This window comes from Vibrio sp. Vb0304 (assembly GCF_033338995.1).
Lineage (GTDB): Bacteria > Pseudomonadota > Gammaproteobacteria > Enterobacterales > Vibrionaceae > Vibrio > Vibrio alginolyticus.
Genome location: NZ_JAWOTT010000016.1, coordinates 57,648 through 73,267 on the forward strand (window position 1 = coordinate 57,648; position 15,620 = coordinate 73,267).

Annotated in this window: 15 protein-coding genes; 5 read left to right on the forward strand and 10 right to left on the reverse strand. The window is 45.1% G+C overall.

Annotation, left to right across the window (positions count from 1 at the left end; all coding sequences use genetic code 11):
- Positions 1-415 precede the first annotated feature (415 nt).
- On the reverse strand, positions 416-784 hold the full coding sequence (locus tag R7P35_RS17470; protein WP_005378717.1) for a hypothetical protein: 369 nt from the start codon (positions 782-784) through the stop codon (positions 416-418).
- Between the two features lie 327 nt (positions 785-1,111).
- Between R7P35_RS17470 and R7P35_RS17475 the strand changes: the two genes are divergently transcribed.
- A complete protein-coding gene (locus R7P35_RS17475) occupies positions 1,112-1,441 on the forward strand; it encodes a DUF2500 domain-containing protein (protein ID WP_005389668.1) in 330 nt (109 codons plus the stop codon).
- On the opposite strand, the gene R7P35_RS17480 is transcribed toward R7P35_RS17475, so the two are convergent.
- From R7P35_RS17480 to rhtB, 7 genes are all read right to left on the reverse strand, one after another.
- On the reverse strand, positions 1,438-2,451 hold the full coding sequence (locus R7P35_RS17480) for an acyltransferase (RefSeq protein ID WP_017636080.1): 1,014 nt from the start codon (positions 2,449-2,451) through the stop codon (positions 1,438-1,440). The two genes, R7P35_RS17475 and R7P35_RS17480, sit on opposite strands and share 4 nt — an antisense overlap.
- 283 nt (positions 2,452-2,734) lie before the next feature.
- On the reverse strand, positions 2,735-3,952 hold the full coding sequence (gene arsJ / locus R7P35_RS17485) for an organoarsenical effux MFS transporter ArsJ (RefSeq protein ID WP_054579686.1): 1,218 nt from the start codon (positions 3,950-3,952) through the stop codon (positions 2,735-2,737).
- Between the two features lie 254 nt (positions 3,953-4,206).
- A complete protein-coding gene (locus tag R7P35_RS17490) occupies positions 4,207-4,701 on the reverse strand; it encodes a cyclin-dependent kinase inhibitor 3 family protein (RefSeq protein WP_005383629.1) in 495 nt (164 codons plus the stop codon).
- 12 nt (positions 4,702-4,713) lie between these two features.
- The gene (locus tag R7P35_RS17495; RefSeq protein WP_005383630.1) at positions 4,714-5,715 is read right to left on the reverse strand and encodes an ArsJ-associated glyceraldehyde-3-phosphate dehydrogenase; all 1,002 of its coding nucleotides are present in this window, start codon (positions 5,713-5,715) and stop codon (positions 4,714-4,716) included.
- Positions 5,716-5,757: 42 nt separating this feature from the next.
- Positions 5,758-6,093 carry a metalloregulator ArsR/SmtB family transcription factor gene (locus tag R7P35_RS17500; protein WP_005378730.1) on the reverse strand — a complete coding sequence of 112 codons (336 nt, stop codon included), beginning with the start codon at positions 6,091-6,093 and terminating at the stop codon, positions 5,758-5,760.
- Between the two features lie 154 nt (positions 6,094-6,247).
- Positions 6,248-7,471, reverse strand: coding sequence for an EAL and HDOD domain-containing protein (locus R7P35_RS17505; protein WP_318092407.1), 1,224 nt, complete (start codon positions 7,469-7,471; stop codon positions 6,248-6,250).
- A gap of 24 nt (positions 7,472-7,495) precedes the next feature.
- A complete protein-coding gene (gene rhtB, locus R7P35_RS17510; RefSeq protein ID WP_222716965.1) occupies positions 7,496-8,113 on the reverse strand; it encodes a homoserine/homoserine lactone efflux protein in 618 nt (205 codons plus the stop codon).
- Between the two features lie 65 nt (positions 8,114-8,178).
- On the opposite strand from rhtB, the gene R7P35_RS17515 reads away from it, so the two are divergent.
- Together R7P35_RS17515 and R7P35_RS17520 are read left to right on the forward strand one after the other, a co-directional pair.
- Positions 8,179-9,189 (forward strand): alpha/beta fold hydrolase, encoded by a 1,011-nt coding sequence (locus R7P35_RS17515; RefSeq protein WP_005378733.1) that lies wholly within the window; start codon positions 8,179-8,181, stop codon positions 9,187-9,189.
- A 244-nt stretch (positions 9,190-9,433) separates the two neighbouring features.
- Positions 9,434-10,258: a Cof-type HAD-IIB family hydrolase gene (locus R7P35_RS17520; RefSeq protein WP_053350823.1), complete on the forward strand. Its 825-nt coding sequence runs from the start codon at positions 9,434-9,436 to the stop codon at positions 10,256-10,258.
- Positions 10,259-10,308: 50 nt separating this feature from the next.
- On the opposite strand, the gene R7P35_RS17525 is transcribed toward R7P35_RS17520, so the two are convergent.
- Positions 10,309-10,779, reverse strand: a complete 471-nt coding sequence (locus R7P35_RS17525; RefSeq protein ID WP_318092410.1) for an EVE domain-containing protein — start codon at positions 10,777-10,779, stop codon at positions 10,309-10,311.
- Between the two features lie 47 nt (positions 10,780-10,826).
- On the opposite strand from R7P35_RS17525, the gene R7P35_RS17530 reads away from it, so the two are divergent.
- Together R7P35_RS17530 and R7P35_RS17535 are read left to right on the forward strand one after the other, a co-directional pair.
- The gene (locus tag R7P35_RS17530; protein ID WP_318092412.1) at positions 10,827-12,377 is read left to right on the forward strand and encodes a hypothetical protein; all 1,551 of its coding nucleotides are present in this window, start codon (positions 10,827-10,829) and stop codon (positions 12,375-12,377) included.
- Positions 12,377-12,973 (forward strand): tRNA-uridine aminocarboxypropyltransferase, encoded by a 597-nt coding sequence (locus tag R7P35_RS17535; protein WP_042523926.1) that lies wholly within the window; start codon positions 12,377-12,379, stop codon positions 12,971-12,973. Before R7P35_RS17530 ends, R7P35_RS17535 begins: the two co-directional genes overlap by 1 nt.
- A gap of 83 nt (positions 12,974-13,056) precedes the next feature.
- On the opposite strand, the gene R7P35_RS17540 is transcribed toward R7P35_RS17535, so the two are convergent.
- The gene (locus tag R7P35_RS17540; protein WP_042523924.1) at positions 13,057-15,543 is read right to left on the reverse strand and encodes an EAL domain-containing protein; all 2,487 of its coding nucleotides are present in this window, start codon (positions 15,541-15,543) and stop codon (positions 13,057-13,059) included.
- Positions 15,544-15,620 lie beyond the last annotated feature (77 nt).

A 15,620-nucleotide genomic window follows, 5' to 3' on the forward strand; every position in this document is an offset into this window, starting at 1 on the left:
ACATACCACTCGAAACAAAAAACAATTACAAAGCCAACATCACAAACCATTTAACATTATAAAATCATACACTTAAAACAAAAAAGGATAGAAATAAAACAATGTGAACACTTTAAATACAGCACAAAAAACATAGTTTCATTAGTCAGAATCACGTAAAACCAGACAAGTTAAGTGTGGTTTTTGAAAAGATTAACGAGCATATGTTGATCAAACCCCAAAAACAGTGCTATATTAAATTCATCGAGTTCATCAAAGATTAAGGGGTAGTGTTATGATTTCATCTTCTCAAAAACAAGGGCTGGTTATGATTGCAGTGGTTGTGGGTTTAATGACACTGCCAATGATGTACTAACCCAATGATTTAAAATAAAAAAGGACGCAAATGCGTCCTTTTTTATTTATCTGTATAGCTCTACTGAATGTGCTTAGACAAAATATCCCAGTGCATATAGTAGAAACCAAGAGCGGCCAGCGTAATCAACGTCATTAGCAAAATTGCTGTACGCCAAATAAAGCGAGAGCTTCTTGGTGTCAGCTCTTTTTCACAAGCATCACATGCCGCCATAAAGCCTTTACGATCATCCAGCTTGTAATCGTCTTCGTGCACCACTTTGTTACGCACGGTTGCGATGAATCGAAGCTTTGCTATCACGTCATGCGGTAAACGTTCTTCACAACTATTAATAAGTTGGTGCAACCCTTTCCCTTCTGCATGGTACTGAGTACGCAAAAGTTTTTCGATCGTTCGGGTACGCATGACTACTTTTTCAATATCTGACATCGTAACCCTCCTTACCAGACCCTTCCTATGTTCATTATTTTTATTCTTCTATAAATTTAGAGCTTTTTCGAGCCGTTAAGTGCAATTTTACTTTCAATTTGTGCCCTTGAGCTCATATAGCCTAACAAGTGAAAGCCGCTTCGTTCAGCTTTAGTGACTTCGCTTGCAGATGAAGCGACGATTTCATCGTGCATCATTAAGATAAATCGTGAAGTGCGCCGAATAATCTCCATATCCCTTTCATTAGATTATGAATAAGCTACCTCAACTCATCGTTTCGTCAGCGAGTTCTGTAGAATGGGACCCGATAAAACATTGGAGGTTAATATGCCAATCTCACTTATTGTCGCCCTATTCGCCCTTATTGCCTTGGGCGCGTGGGTGTTTTTCCGTTTTTATAGTAAGCACTATGTGGGCGAAGACGCTCCAGAGCAAAGCGCGCAGGTAACGGTTTTAGATAAACAAGCGATAGACATACCAAACGCACCACCAGGTCAAGACGATCAAGAGTATTGGATTTACGTTCAACGTGGTTCTATCGGTCCAAAGCGTGAATTCCAAATTGGAGTGCATTACTACCATGCACTCAACCCTGGAGATAAGGGAACACTGACCTATCGCGGCAACAAGTTCCTTCACTTCGCTATCAAACGTTAAGGCAGTAACCAACGAGTCTTGGCAGAACGAGAAAAGAGATAGCTCATCGCCAAGGCTCCAGCTCCACTTAGAACGATCCAGACTGGAATCACCCACGCAGGATGTCCTGTGTACCAACCGAACTCTTTCATCGGCCATAAGAAAATAGGGTGAAGTAAGTAAATCCCTAAGCTGTGCTGACTGATCACACTAACCACTTTTTGTACTTTTGGTGATAAGCCTTCACCAAAGTAACGCCCGATCATAAAAATCATCGAAGCCGCTAGAATCACATTCAGTGTTTTATAAGAGAGCCAGCGCCCAACCGTATACTTCTCCGCCTCTAAGCTATTTGTCACAACCATCGTAAAGGTCACTGCCAACGCCACGAGCCCTAGCCCAACAAATAAGGTCACCATAGAGCGATTCAAAGGTACCTTTTGAAATAAAACATACCCCAGTGGAAGGTAACCCATATAAAGCCACATCTGATTACTCCAAGGGCCATCAATCTTGAACAAGAACAGTGTGCTGGTGAAAAGCCAAAATGCGAGATAGGTATACAAGACATTGTCATCCACGTTGCGTACCATCCATTGAAACAGCGGAATCACAAAATACAGTGGTATAAAGTAATAGAAAAAGCCGAGATGGTAATACGTTGCGTGGAATGGGCTATTGCTTAATACCTCTTTTACGGTTTCAAAATCAAAGCCTTGAGAAGTCCAACCTGAAAGGTATGCATAAAACATCGACCAAATAAGAAATGGAACTAAAACTTTGCCCAAACGCCTTTTGATATAATACTTACCGTCAAATGGTCGAGTGTCACTGAGCATTAGCGCTCCGGTGATCAAAATAAAAACTGGCACTGCCCAGCGGGTTACGCTATTCACGCCTACCGCTGTCAGCCATTGGTCAAATGGAATCACTCCTAACTCATTTCGATACGGTGCCAAGACGTGAATGGCGATCACTGCTACCGCTGCGAAGCAGCGCAATAAATCAAAAAACAGAACCCTTTCTCTCATACCTTTCCCTACTTTGAGTCGCTTATCGTTTATAGCATAGGGTAAATCTCAACCAGTGAAATGGTTAACAATCTGTTTTTGCTTATTTTTAACTCAACAATGACCTACAACGGGGATTTCATCACCACTCTAATCACTTAACGAGAACCAAAAACCAAGCATCAGTATTCACTCTCCATGCCAAACCGACACAATCTGATTACAGCAAACGGCGCATAAGAAACAAAAATGGCTCCGATTTGGAGCCATTTATACCATCTACAGATAGCGATACTGGGGATAGTTACGCAGTAGCAACATCAGCTTTTGGCAACTTAATTGAAATCAGCGTCGTCAGTGCCAAGAAAGCAAAAGAAACCCATAAGCACGCCGCAAGACCAGCCTCTTGGTAGATCCAACCCGATAATACCGTGCCAATCAAACGTCCCATCGCATTGGCCATGTAGTAAAAACCGACATCCAACGAGACGCCATCGCCTTTAGCGTAGCTCACTATCAAGTACGAGTGCAGCGAAGAGTTAATGGCAAACACAGCGCCAAAAATCATCAAACCTACCACAATCACCAATTCAGGCTGCCAACCGATTTGCACACCATAAGCAATACCAGCCGTAATTAACGCTAGGATTCCTGCCCACACCAATGCTGCACTACCATCAGGCACACGACCTTGCGCTTTGCCAGTAATACGCGGCGCAAAGCCTTGCACAAACCCATAAGCAATAACCCACGCTGCGAGAAAGCTACCAACCCACAAGTGATCCCAGCCAAACACGCTACCAAGATAAATAGGCAGAGCGACCACAAACCACACATCACGCGCCCCAAACAAGAACATGCGAGCTGCGGATAAAATGTTTATCGATTCAGACTTGGAGAATATTTGGCGAAACTTAGGTTTACTCTTTGCTTTACCCATGTCCGCTTCTAGCCAGATCATGCTGCAAATAAACACTAATGTAAGTACACCCGCCATAATAAACATCGAGTTTTGAAAACCCACCCAAGACAGCAGCAAGCCACCAACAAAAAAGCCCGCTCCTTTGAGTGCATTCTTCGAGCCAGTCAAAATCGCTACCCATTTGTAGAGCGCCCCTTGCTGCTCGTCTGGTACTAGCGTTTTAATCGCGCTCTTAGCACTCATTTTGTTCAGATCTTTGGCAATCCCCGACAGAGCTTGCGCTGCCATCACCCAAGGAATGGTCAGCCATGCATTTGGTACTGCGAGCATCAACAACGCAAACACTTGCATCGCTAAACCAATGTTCATGGTTTTATTAAGGCCTAACCTTGCGCCCAGCCAACCACCAACTAGGTTTGTCACCACACCAAAAAATTCATAGAAAAGGAACAGTGAGGCAATAGCTAACGTGGAATAACCTAAGTCATGAAAATAGAGCACCACCAGCATACGCAGTGCGCCATCGGTCACCGTAAAGTTCCAATAGTTAAACGTCACTAACATGTACTGACGAATACTTTTGCTTAATTGAGAAATCATATTGACCTCATATGTACAGCGATAGAAGCATTTAGATCATCATGTTCTAAATACTTCCTAACCTGTACAGCAACATTGACCAATACAATGTTGCTGTGATTTTCAAAAAATGCCCCAACATCAATAAAAAGCAAAATACAACTTAAAAACAATGCATTAGTTAATATTAATGGCTTTTTTTGTAAACAGTCGTATCCTGAAGAAGCTCGAATTTAGCTTTTGGATCATAATGAACCAAAAGCTATTTAAGCTGATCAAGCGTCTTGAGCCACGCGTTCGATGTACTCAACTTGCACAGGTTTTGTAAATGCACCAGGGCGCAATGCCTGCACTTCTCGCACGATATCTTCTAACTGCCATTCCTTTTCTAGGAGTAGGTGAGCAGCGAACAAACCTGTGCGCCCCGAACCACCCATGCAATGCATCGCAACTTTGCCACCTTGAGCAAGAATCGCGTGCAGTTCCGGACTGGCTTGTTGCCACTTCGTCGCAAACTCTTCATTTGGTGCGCAGTCGTCTTCAATCTCGATCTGGAACCATTTCATTCCCAGTTGCTGAGTGGCTTCACCCAATGCAGAGACATTCTTCGCAGCTAATTCACTATCATCTAATGCAGTAACGACCGCTTGAACACCCTGCTCTTTCAACTGTTCTAACGACGCATGCAAATCGACACCTTTCGTTCCTGGGCACGGTGTTAAGATTAAAGCACCGGAGTCCAAATCTAATTGCCATGTAGGATGAGACATTGTGACCCCCTTTTAAGCCAAACCAACGTTACGAACCAGCTCTGCTGTGCGCGTTGCATAACCCATTTCGTTATCGTACCAAGCGTAAATCTTAACCATACGAGAACCCACAACCATGGTTGATTGCGCATCAACGATGGTTGAACGTTGGTCGCCTTTATAATCGATAGAAACTAAAGGACGCTCTTCGAAGCCAAGGATGCCTTTCAAATCACCTTCAGATGCTTCTTTTAACAGTGCATTCACTTCTTCTGCCGTGGTATCACGCTTCACATCAAAAATGATGTCTGTTAACGATGCGTTTGCTAGAGGTACGCGAACCGCATGACCATTAATTTTGTCTTTTAATTCTGGGAAAATTTCGACAATCGCCTTCGCGCTACCCGTAGTGGTTGGGATAAGGCTCATGCCGCATGCTCTTGCACGGCGTAGATCTTTGTGTGGCGCATCCAAAATAGTTTGCGTATTCGTCAGGTCGTGAATGGTCGTAAAAGAAGATTGTTCGATACCCAATTTCTCATGAATGACTTTAACCACAGGTGCGATACAGTTAGTCGTACACGAAGCCGCTGTCACGATACGATGTTTTTCAGGGTCGAAAATATGGTCGTTCACGCCCACCACAATGTTCGCGATACCTTCTTCTTTCACAGGTGCGCTTACCACGACACGTTTCACGCCTTGCTCTAGGTATTTATTCAGGAATGATGTTTTGCGATGTACGCCTGTCGCTTCAATCACAACATCACAATCAGACCAGTTCACCGCATCGATATCGCGTTGTTGAGTCGTGGCGACACGCTTGCCGTTGATGACGAGCTCACTGCCTTCGACCTGAACTCCATGATGCCAACGACCTTGCACTGAATCGAATTCTAATAAGTGACCAAGCGTAGCGGCGTCACCTGCGACATCGTTGATTAACACAAACTCCAATTCTGGCCAATCAAATGCCGCTCGCAGCGCTAAGCGACCAATTCGGCCAAAGCCATTAATTCCTACTTTAATTGTCATAGTTTTACCCTCTAATCTTCTACCTTGAATCTCTATTCGCTGTTAACAGCAAGCCTCACGACTTTTATCGTGTAAGCGTGTGATGTCGTCTTGGTATTCCTGCTTCAAACAGTTTGATGCCACTAAGTCTTCAATTAACTTTCGCATCCAACCTGGTAATTGCTGTGATAACTCGTAATACACCCATTGCCCTTGGCGTTTATCCACCAAGATGCCACTGGATCGTAACTGAGCAAGATGACGAGAAACTTTCGGCTGGCTCTCTTGTAGAGCAAACGCCAAATCGCCAACGCAAGTTTCACCTTCACGGGCCACGAGCATTAAACAACGTACGCGTGTTTCATCGGATAACAGCTTAAAAAACTGATGTGGAAGCATAATGAACATACCTATATATGGATATGCGTATATGTTTATTTAATTAAGATATATCGTCAAGAGGAAACCGTCCATCGTCATAAAAGTTTCACATCTAACGAACAGCTTGATTGTAAAGAGAGAGATTCAAAGAGATAAAAGATAAGACAAGAAATTATGCAGTCGCGATGCTTTGACTCCAGCGAGCCGCTTCACCTAAGGAGAGCTTCACTTCCTCTAAAGGCAACCCCAATTGCATCGTGATTTTTTCAACCCCTGACCAATCGGCACGCTCATAGCACTCTTCGAGGGAAATAAGTGCACCATAAACCCCTTTGCGATGTAATAGCGCTTGTTGTACTGAATGACTAAGCGGTAACTGCCTAACTAAAGATTCCACCGAAAGATCCAGCAGCGCATCTAGAATCGACAGCAAACCAACCATGAAACCTTGCTCGTTGAGGTGAGAGAATGGCTGATAGCGCGACATCAATTGGCAAAATTGAGCTCGTTGCAATGAAAGGTGATACAGCTCTCGAGGCTTGTTACTGGAGATATACGATGCCACAACCAAAGAGACAAACTGCTTAAGGTTATCCTGGCCAAGATAAATCAATGCCTGACGAAAAGAGCTGATTTCGACAGCCAAATTCGGCGCTTGCGTATTTACAAAACGCAATAATTTATATGACAACGCGACATCTTGCGTAATGATGGACTCGATACGAGTAAAGTCAGGCTCAGGAGCACAAACTTCACGAAACAGTTGCAATGCCAACACTTGCTCAGGACTGACGTATTTAGTCTGCGAGACGAGTGGCTTGCTAAAAAAATAACCTTGGAAAAATTTAAAGCCAGCCGCTTTCGCTTGCTCAAACTCTTCTGCGGTTTCAACACGTTCTGCTAAAAAGTGGTATTTGACGCGTTTGGCAAGGTGTGTTTTGACCAGTTCACAGGCCTTTTCGAGCCCCATCGCCATAATGTCGAGCTTCACAATATGCACATATGGCAAAAAACGACGCCATTCTGGTGTTAGGGTGAAGTCATCCAAAGCGATCAAGTAACCTTCTCGATAAAACTCACGAATCGCATCAAGAAGCTCATCCGTAGGTTGGCACGTTTCCAACACTTCGATGACAATTTTGTTTTTCGGCAAACTGCGCGGCAAACGTCGCACCAAGCTTTGATGAGGAAAGTTAATAAAGCATCTTGAAGAGGCAATCACTGGGTTAGTACCCAGCGATAGGAAGTTTTCGACGATCAGTCGGTATGTCGCTCGATTTGAATCAATATGTGAAGGGTATGCGTTACTCTCCCCGTCTCGAAACAACAATTCATAACCCAGCGTCTGTCTTTTTTGGTTAAAGATCGGCTGGCGAGCGACATACGTTGTATTCATGCTAAAGAAGGACCTATAAATGGCTTATGACTTTGCAGCTGCTAATAATGCACCACAACCCATGAACATTGAACCGAATACTTTGTTTATTTTTCCCATGATTTTATCGGAGCGAATAAAGCGTCCCATTTGTGCTGCCAAGCTCGTGTAACCCAACATTACACACGCATCAATCACGACCGTAGTGACGCCAAGCACCAACAGTTGCGTGATTTGGTCTTTTGCCGGGTCAATAAACTGCGGGAACAACGCCACCAGAAAAACAATCGATTTAGGGTTGGTGAGGTTAATTAACACTGCCTTGTACAACAGCGCCGTGCCTGACATCTCGTTGTGGTTTTCAGCTGCAACTAAGCTTGCTGTGTCGCGCCATTTCTGAATCCCCAACCAAACCAGATAAGCGGCACCACCCCATTTAATGACAGAAAATGCGGTTGCTGACTGCGCGACAAGCGCACCAATACCCGCACCCACCAGCGTGATGTGGATAACTAAACCAATTTGTAAGCCAATAATGGCACCCAGTGATTTACGGGTACCGTAACTCAAACCATTACTGATTGAGTTCACCGTGCCAGAGCCCGGAGCCAAACTAAAAACGATTGCTGTTACTACATAAGCTAACCAGACATGGGTATCCATTGCATTTCCTCACTAATTCTTCGATGATACATCGCGTAAACAACGTATCTTCAGGTAATCAACTAATGGCGACTAACCATTCACCTTTGACTTATACTCAAGAGACATTATTTGAGCAAGCAATTGGTGGTCCGATCGCAGCACTTTGGCAAACTCGCCAAGAGGGCTTTGTTAAAGGGACTGAGAAAAAGAACATTTACTGGTGCAAGCTAACCAACCCAGAGCATAAAAAAGCCGTGCTCATCGTAAATGGACGCATTGAGTCTTCCTGGAAATACCAAGAGCTGTTTTACGATCTCTACCGCCAAGGTTTCGATGTCTATTCCTTTGACCACCGCGGTCAAGGTTTATCAGATCGTTTATTATCTGACTCAGATATGGGTCACGTCTATGACTTTACTGATTATATTGATGATATGGACATCGTCGTAAAAAAACACGACCTTAGCGAATATCAACAATGCTTCATCATCGCGCACTCTATGGGCGGCGCGATCGCCACACGTTACCTGCAAACTCACCCAGAACACCCTTTTACTGGTTTGATTCTAAGTGCGCCCATGTTTGGCATTAACCTGCCATGGTACCTATCACCAATAGCGATTCCGGTCACACAAATTATGTCAGCGGTATCGACTTTGCCACGCTATGCACCAGGACATCAGGCCTACTTCCCTAAGCCCTTTGAAGATAACCCACTTAGCCAAAGTTACGGCCGCTACCAATGGTTCCGAAACCTATATACGGAAAAACCGGAACTGCAAGTCGGTGGGCCAAGCACTCGCTGGGTTTGGCAAGGGCTCATGGCCGCTAAGCAGTGCTTTTTATTAACTCGCCAAGTCAAAATACCAGTCATCCTAATCCAAGCCGGAAACGATCGGATTGTTAGCAATCTCGCGCAAAAGCGTTTTATTGATAAATTGCGGAAAACCAACCCGCACGCGGAGCTGCTTTCTATCGAAGGCGCACAGCATGAAATCTTGTTCGAGACCGACAAGTATCGTAATCAAGCTCTCGATGCGATTTTCCGCTTTATGAATGACCCTAAATCGCCATCAAACGAACAAGCACAATAAGAACTCTAGGCGACCATTTCACGACTATCATTAAAGAGGAAATGTCTGCACATCGATTTACCCTCTTTTTCATCCTCATTTTGGCGTACACTGCTTGAACTTGGCTACTTTGACACTGTGTTTAACCGCATAGTGCTACGAGCCCAAGTTCCCCCGCATTCGGAGCAGTACGATCTAGTCAGTCTGCTGTACTCCGTTTGCAATTCACCTGTTCCACACTATCCAAACCGTTTACGAGGACTTCATGAGCACATCGCTACCTTGCAAAGAGATCACCAAAATCGTTGCCTCTGATCTGGATGGCACGTTACTCGCACCTAACCATCAGCTCAGTGCTTACTCAAAAGAGACGCTAAAAGCGCTGCATGAAAAGGGTTATACCTTTGTCTTTGCAACCGGCCGTCACCACGTAGACGTTGCGAGCATCCGTCGCCAAGTTGGCATTCCAGCTTATATGATCACGTCGAATGGTGCCCGAGTGCATGACCAGGAAGATCAGCTAATGTACAGCGAGAATGTCCCTGCGGAACTGGTACAAGGCGTGATCGACACGATCAAACATGATCAAGAAATACTTATTCACATGTATCAAAATGATAGCTGGTTGATGAACAAGGATGATGAAACGTTACGTGACTTCCACGATGAATTCACTTACGTCTTATTTGATGAAGACCAAGCCCCAACTGACGGTATTGCGAAAGTTTTCTTTACTCATCCAGGAGAAGACCACGAACGTTTGGTCGTATTTGAAAACAAACTACGTGAGCAGTTTGGTGATCAGCTGAACATCGCATTTTCAACGCCTTGGTGTTTGGAAGTAATGAGCGCTGGCGTGTCTAAAGGTCATGCTCTTGAAGCGGTAGCGAAAAAGCTCGACCTCACGTTAGAAAACTGCGTAGCATTTGGTGATGGCATGAATGACGTAGAAATGCTGTCGATGGCAGGTAAAGGGCTAGTTATGGGTACATCACACGAAAAAGTGATGAAAGCTCTACCAAATAATGAAGTAATTGGCAGCAATGCAGAAGATGCGGTTGCACACTACCTACAAGAACACTTGCTGTAAGCTTCAATACTCTAATTAATGAAGGGCTGCACATTCGCAGCCCTTCTCTTTTATCGCTGACTTGGCAGCTTCTCTTTGCCAAGAATCGCGTCCCATTCTTCTTCTGTCACGGGCATAATCGACAAGCGATTTCCACGTTTCACCAACGGCATGTTCTCAAGTTCTGGCATCGCTTTCATCACCGACAACGGAATCACTCGCGCCGTTTTACGTACAAACTCTACATCCACCATAATCCAACGCGGGTTGTCTGGGTCTGACTTTGGATCGTAATAATCGCTTTCGGGATCGAGTTGGAAATGATCGGGATAGGCTTCTCTCACAACTTTAGCAATACCTGCCACGCCAACATGTTTACAAGAAGAGTGGTAAATCAGGACTAAATCGCCCACCTTCACTTGGTCACGCATCATATTGCGCGCCTGATAATTACGAACTCCCTCCCAACATGAAACCTTTTGGGTTCGAAGCGTGTCAATAGAAAAGGTATCTGGTTCAGTTTTAAATAACCAATATGCCATAATGCCATCCGATGCCGATTGAGTAACAATAATGAGGAAGATATAACATGAAGGCTTTGAAAAACCCAGTGGCGCTTGCCACCCTGCTGGTTCTGCAAGCATGTAGTTCACAGCCGCCACAATCTGGTGCTGCTGACCCAACCTCTCCACCAGCAACCTTAGATAAGCCTGAAACCATTCAACCTCAAACTTTTATGCTACGCGGAAAAGTGATCGTCGGTCACGAGAGCCAATACATCATGCCTTGTGGCAGCGACAAGCAATATTGGTTGCAACTATCACCACAGCAAATGCAACGAGCAATTCAGTTAAATAACGAGCCTTACCAGACTATGTATGGCGAGGTTATCGGCCACCTCAACCCACCGGGCATCGATGGGTTTTCTGCTGATTTCGATGCTAACTTTGTAGTGGAACAAGTGAACTTCCTCACAACGGAAAACCCATACCGTTGTCAGCAACCAAACAAACCAACTCGCGTGTTTGGTAATGAGCCTTCTTGGTCGGCAAGCTTTGAGGCTAATGGACTAACATTCCAGCAAATCGGCAAACAAACCACAAAATTAGCGATTAACAGCAGTCAGCTTCAACCTCGCCAGCGCACTTATCAACTGCAAGGTGGTGAGCTTCGCTTAACAGAAAACCTCTGCTCAGACACAATGAGCGATTCTTTATATGGCTGGAAAGCAACACTAAAACATGATGGCGAGACGTATCAAGGTTGTGGTATGGCTGCAAACGTCGATGCAACGCTTGGCTGGGCTAATACCTATGTCGCGACCTCAACCCAATCACAAGGCTTTGAAGTACAAATGACCTTAAACCCAGACCACAGCGCCACAACAAAATACCGTTACGCCAATGGACAAGCACCATTAATCGAGCGTGGTTACTGGCAACAGTTAAGTCCGTCTCAGGTTCAAGTTGTCATGACGCATCATCAACAGCAAAGGCTAATGTCAGAGCGACTGTTTACTCGAGAAGGCAATCAGCTCAAAGCGACCAAAGAAAAAGTCGGTAACTTAGTATACCCAATCGCCGATGGTGGTTTAGTCCTTTATCCTGCCACCGTTCGTGATGAAGGCATCATGCAACCAGCCGAAAAACGCACCAACAACCCCATCGGTAGTGCTGACGTCCCTTCTAGTGCAGAGTTTGATTCAAAAGTAGATGCCGCGGTGCGCAACTACTTCTTTATCCATCAAACCACCCCCAACAATAACCAATACCGTTGGCTAACTTACGACCTCAACAGCGATGGTAACGAAGAGCTATTGGTACAGTTGGATTGGTGTGGTTCCGGAGGCTGTACATTGCTGATATTTGAACATCACGAAAAGGAATGGCGATTTAATAGCCGCATTACACTAGTGCAAAGCCCGATTATGCTCGGCCAACAAACCTCTCATGGTTGGCGAGATCTGATTTTTAATGTCAGCGGTGGCGGAGCTAAAGCGGCTCAACACGTGATGCAATACACTGGGGTTAGCTACCCACTCAACCCAAGCATGGCACCAACGGCAACGCCGAACCAAGTCAGTGGTGTGCGTCTGTTCTCTGATGGGATAAGCCCGGTGCGCGAAGGAGTTCGTCTGTAATGTCACAACCGTGTCCAACCTGCGGTTTTCAATTCAATTGTATGTGCTCGCTAATGCCGAAACTTACCAGTGAGCACAACATCCTGCTGTTAATGCATCCGAATGAACTGAAGCGTGATACTAATACCGGCCAGCTACTAGAGCAGTGCCAACTCAACATTGAGCGAGTAATCTGGGATCGCAAACAGCCACCAGCAGAATTGCTCACTCTATTAGCTGATCCGTCGCGGTATCCGGTGTTGCTCTTCCCCTGTGAAGAAAGTATCACACTCGAACATGTGGTACTCCAAAGCCAGCAACAAACCAAAACTCCGCTGTTTATTATTTTAGATGCCACCTGGCAAGAGGCGCGCAAGATGATCAATAAGAGCCGTTGGTTAGAAGGTATCCCTACTATGGGATTGTCTGCGTCGGCGGACTCACAATATCAGCTGCGACGCAACCAACAACAAGGTAATTTGTGTACGTTTGAAGTCGCTGCACATTTGCTCGGGCAACTTGGAGAACAAAACAACCAACAACAAATGCAGCGCTTTTTTGCCCATTACCTCGCTCTGTTCCAAGCTGAAAAGAGTGGACACGCTCTTAAGCGTTAACCATTAAGCTCAGTAGAAGAACCAAACAAAAAACGCAGCCTACGCTGCGTTTTTTACGACAAGAAGTTTCACGTGAAACATCATTAAAACAGTCGAGTCGGCTTGCCAAGATAGTAACCCTGCAAATAGTCCACCCCCATGTCTTGTGCAATGGTACACACCTCCTGATTGTGGACGAACTCCGCCACCGTCTCCGCGTTAAACACCTGGCACAAACGCACCAACTGGGAAGCGATCTTGCGCTGTTTTAAGTCTTTATCAATATCACGAATCAAGCTGCCATCGAGCTTTATGACTTCTGGCTCCAACTTTAGGATTTCATCGATATTCGAATAACCGGACCCAAAGTCATCAACAATGATACGCGCCCCTAAGCTTCTAAAATGACTGCACACTTCTATCATTCGGCCGTAGTCTTTGATCTGCTCAGATTCCAGCACTTCTAAACCAATTCGCCTTGGGTCATTTAGCTGGCTAATTTCATGCTCTAAAAGCATTAAAGTTTTATCACTGAGCAAATCTTGCGGCGATAAGTTTATAGAAAAGTCACCTTGCTTATCTCGCATATAATGCAACGTAGAATGAATCATGTGCCGACTTAGTCGAGTGTAAAGATGCGTATCAGAGATAATTGGCAGAAAACGTCCTGGCGCAATCACCGTTCCATCGGCTTCCAGAATACGAACCAAACATTCTTGGCTTGCCAATTTGTGGCTACTCGCATGCACAATAGGTTGGCTATAAGTGATGATATTCTGTTTGAGAATGGCTCTACTGACGCAACTTAGCCATCCAAGTTGCTCTTTACGCACATCCTCACTGACTTCAATATCTTTCGCATTACAGATATGGGTATTACTGCGTACACCGGAGCGCCTCGCTTCGATGCCTTTGAGTAAGAGCTCATCTACTGAAGCGGATGGAAAGTCTCGACGACTCACTAAGCCGCCGCATAGCGAGATAGAAAGATAATCTATTTCACGTAGGCCAATTGGCTCAAAATTAGTTTGTTCTACCGCGTCAGCAAAACGCGTAAAGTGCTGTTTGATGGTCTCGCTGCTTTGATCAGCTTTAAATATGAACGCCCATTCACCAACCCCAATACTATAAAGCTGCAAAGCCGTTGGCATGCCGAAACGCTTTCGTAGTCGATTCGTAAAGTGCATTGAGAGATCTTTGAGTAATTGATCTCCCACTCGGTAGCCGTATTTTTCGTTGATATGACTAAAGTTAAGTAGCTTTAGAGTCAACAAATGCTCATCCAAATCGATGTTACTCAGCCGCTCTTGCAATGCGACCCGGTTTTGTAATCCCGTGCGACTGTCGCGTCGATAGCTTTCTTGTAACTTGCGCGTTTGGCGATCGAGTTGATATCCCATATGCGCGTTCATATGGTTGAGATCGCCGATCGCATTTCGAATCAAGCTAAACAGCGGTGAAATAGAGGAGCTAACGGGCGACTTAGGCAAGTTCAATGTTTGCACTTCGTCTCCCTCTCGCATCGCTAAATACGTCAGGCTGTGATGGAGAATTTCGGGCTGACCAATACCACCATGCAGTTCCCCCATACAGTAACTACCAAACGTCGTCGCAATATCTTTGAAGGCTTGGACTTCGTCGCTGCTGTCAATAAAGTCTAACCGTGACGCGCAGTTAAAAATCATCACGACTTCAGGTTGGTGCATGGCTAACTCAACCACACCATGCCGCACTTGCTCGAGCGTTAACGAGGGATGGTTATAGCAAAATTGCACTTCGTCACCAAGACACCAGGGCCTGTCGAAGCTCATACTGCCATCAGCGTGTAGCTCCGTTACCGTACAAACTTCCTTTCGCCCTAAGCTTTCTCGATACAATGGAAAGCTGAGCAGTTGACTCAGCGTCACGTCATGGCCATCCGCCAAGTAACGCTTGTATACGTCCAGCGCTTTCTTCTCACCTAAACAATACAAGCGCGTTCCTTTTGCATGAGTGACTTTGTGTGGCATGCCAATCGGGTTCCATTCCGAATACGCATCAGTCCATAGCTTCAAAGTATCACTGTGCAAAGCTACGGCAACCACAGCGTTATCGTAAACTCGGTTTTGATATAGCACCCAGCAGCCATCGTCAATACTCTGCGCCAACCCTCCAGAAATCACTACTTCTTCACTGGCGAAGGTTTGAAACAAGGGATAGTCACGTCGTTCAATTTGCACAGCAAAGCTGAGGATCACCTGTGAATTATGCTGCATTAGAAGAGAGCGCTTGAGTTCCCCGCCATCAATGTCAGGGGAGTAAGAGTATGTTTGTACCGCAGAAGTCAGCGTGGTTTGCTCAAATTCAATCACACTCACTAGGCAACCAGAGGTAAATATCTCCCCTTCCAGAATCACATTACGCGTACTATGCCCCATAACATGAGCATTCGGCAGCGACGACAAAACGGCGTCTGCAAGTGTGGTCGTAATTTCGCGCGATTGCGTCGACAATATTTGTACTAAATATTGTTTATCTGAGGAAGTCGGAAAAGTGACTAAAAAGTCATTCAGTTGACTGACATCGTGAACCAGTTTTGAAAAAGCTCGCATGGACCTACCACTGCCGTAACACTATCTTCACCACGACGTGTGGCGTTACTATTTTTATTTAATAGAGAATAATTTAC

Bases quoted from the DNA above. Each gene is read 5' to 3' on its own strand.
- R7P35_RS17470 (WP_005378717.1), bottom strand. From the start codon at position 784: ATGTCAGATATTGAAAAAGTAGTCATGCGTACCCGAACGATCGAAAAA.
- R7P35_RS17475 (WP_005389668.1), top strand. From the start codon at position 1,112: ATGCCAATCTCACTTATTGTCGCCCTATTCGCCCTTATTGCCTTGGGC.
- R7P35_RS17480 (WP_017636080.1), bottom strand. From the start codon at position 2,451: ATGAGAGAAAGGGTTCTGTTTTTTGATTTATTGCGCTGCTTCGCAGCG.
- arsJ (WP_054579686.1), bottom strand. From the start codon at position 3,952: ATGATTTCTCAATTAAGCAAAAGTATTCGTCAGTACATGTTAGTGACG.
- R7P35_RS17490 (WP_005383629.1), bottom strand. From the start codon at position 4,701: ATGTCTCATCCTACATGGCAATTAGATTTGGACTCCGGTGCTTTAATC.
- R7P35_RS17495 (WP_005383630.1), bottom strand. From the start codon at position 5,715: ATGACAATTAAAGTAGGAATTAATGGCTTTGGCCGAATTGGTCGCTTA.
- R7P35_RS17500 (WP_005378730.1), bottom strand. From the start codon at position 6,093: ATGCTTCCACATCAGTTTTTTAAGCTGTTATCCGATGAAACACGCGTA.
- R7P35_RS17505 (WP_318092407.1), bottom strand. From the start codon at position 7,471: ATGAATACAACGTATGTCGCTCGCCAGCCGATCTTTAACCAAAAAAGA.
- rhtB (WP_222716965.1), bottom strand. From the start codon at position 8,113: ATGGATACCCATGTCTGGTTAGCTTATGTAGTAACAGCAATCGTTTTT.
- R7P35_RS17515 (WP_005378733.1), top strand. From the start codon at position 8,179: ATGGCGACTAACCATTCACCTTTGACTTATACTCAAGAGACATTATTT.
- R7P35_RS17520 (WP_053350823.1), top strand. From the start codon at position 9,434: ATGAGCACATCGCTACCTTGCAAAGAGATCACCAAAATCGTTGCCTCT.
- R7P35_RS17525 (WP_318092410.1), bottom strand. From the start codon at position 10,779: ATGGCATATTGGTTATTTAAAACTGAACCAGATACCTTTTCTATTGAC.
- R7P35_RS17530 (WP_318092412.1), top strand. From the start codon at position 10,827: ATGAAGGCTTTGAAAAACCCAGTGGCGCTTGCCACCCTGCTGGTTCTG.
- R7P35_RS17535 (WP_042523926.1), top strand. From the start codon at position 12,377: ATGTCACAACCGTGTCCAACCTGCGGTTTTCAATTCAATTGTATGTGC.
- R7P35_RS17540 (WP_042523924.1), bottom strand. From the start codon at position 15,543: ATGCGAGCTTTTTCAAAACTGGTTCACGATGTCAGTCAACTGAATGAC.